At 55.5% G+C, this 1,611-nt stretch carries 1 rRNA gene; it reads right to left on the bottom strand.

From position 1 onward, the window contains the following. Positions 1–1,466 (bottom strand): 23S ribosomal RNA (locus C437_RS20825); the annotation flags it as partial. Positions 1,467–1,611 lie beyond the last annotated feature (145 nt).

Genomic DNA, 1,611 nt, shown 5'->3' with positions numbered 1-1,611 from the left:
GACTTAGGACCGGCTAACCCTCAGCTGATCAGCAGTGCTGAGGAACCCTTATCCATTAGGCCGTCGGGGTTCTCACCCGACTATCGCTGCTACTATGGCCAGGATTTTCGTCACTTATCGGTCCACAGGAGCTCTCGCCCCCGCTTCCATCCAATAAGAGCGCCAATCTACTCGATTACCAGTATGAGTGGTACGGACAGGTCTCGGTGGTGGATTTGAGTCCCGATCATTTTGGGCGCCTCAAACCTCGGCCGGTAAGCTGTTACGCTTTTCTTAGAGGGTAGCTGCTTCTAAGCTCACCTCCCGGCTGTCTAGGGCTCGAGACCACCTTCAGAGGATTACACTTAATCCACACTTGGGGACCTTAACCTATCTCTGGGTTGTTCCCCTCCTGGTACACAGGCTTACCCCGCGCACCGGAATCCCCGCGTCAAACGGCGTCTGTAAGTTTGGAGTTTGACAGGTGTGCCGACTCCTCTCGGAGGCGGACACACCAATCGGTCGCTCTACCTCACAGACTACCTCGGCGGAGGTCATGCTTCGACATGTTTCGATTGGAACCAGCTGTTGCCGGACTCGATGGGCCTTTCACCCCTACACATAGATCACGAGAGGGTATTGTAGGACACCAACTCTAACAGACTTCCACGTGCCTTTCGGCACGCTTCATCTTGTCCATGCGTAGATCGTCCGGATTCGGGTCGTGTCCGTGTGGCTCCCCGCGCTTGAACACGGCGGCCCTCGGGCAAAGCCCTGCGGCCATGTCGGTTTCCCTGTGCCTCCCCGGATACTCCGGTTAGACTTGCCATACAGACACACTCCCTGGCTCGTTTTTCAAAACGTACGACAGAACATCGGCTTCCCGTGAGTCTTACTGGAGACTCGCGTCTCGGTCATTCGTCATGGGACCTTGTATGCCCTGTCGCTCGATCGCCAACTGATTTCATGCTCTATTTCGCCTCCCTTCTGAGGGTACTTTGCAGCGTTCGTTCACACTACTTGTTCACTATCGGTCTCAGGTTGTGTTTAGCCTTCGCAGTCGATGCCTGCGTTATTCGCGAGGGATATCCAACCCCCGCTACTCTGGCACTACCGCACAGCGTACTGATTTCGATTACGGGGTTGTCACCCTGTATCACGCTCTATTCCAAGAGACTTCGTCGAAATGGTCGGCTGATGAGAGGTAGCCCTGACACCACATTGCCCGTGAGGGCTTCGGTTTGGGCTGTATCGCGTTCACTCGCGGTTACTGACGACATCACGTTGCGTTTTCTGTTCCTCCCGATACTGAGATGTTTCAGTTCTCGGGGTTCCTCATTGCGCGAAGCAATTGTTAGAGAGATTCTCATTCGGAAATCTGTGGTTCTTCGCCTCCGTGCGGCTCCCCACAGCTTATCGCAGCTTGGCACGTCCTTCATCAGCGCCTGAGCCGAGCAATCCACCAGCTGGCATAGTAGCCAACGTCGTTGTGACTCGTTCAACTGAACGAGTCCAGTGGACGCCTGGATCGCACGTACACACGGTTTCATACTCGCCCCCAAGGTGGAGATGGTGGGCGAATCGACCCTTCCCAGGCGCGGTTTGACCCGGCCTGGTGCATCTGTCGTCGTA

This window comes from Haloarcula vallismortis ATCC 29715 (assembly GCF_000337775.1).
Lineage (GTDB): Archaea > Halobacteriota > Halobacteria > Halobacteriales > Haloarculaceae > Haloarcula > Haloarcula vallismortis.
Note: the sequence above shows the minus strand (reverse complement) of the source record. Positions and strands in the feature narration are given on the sequence as shown.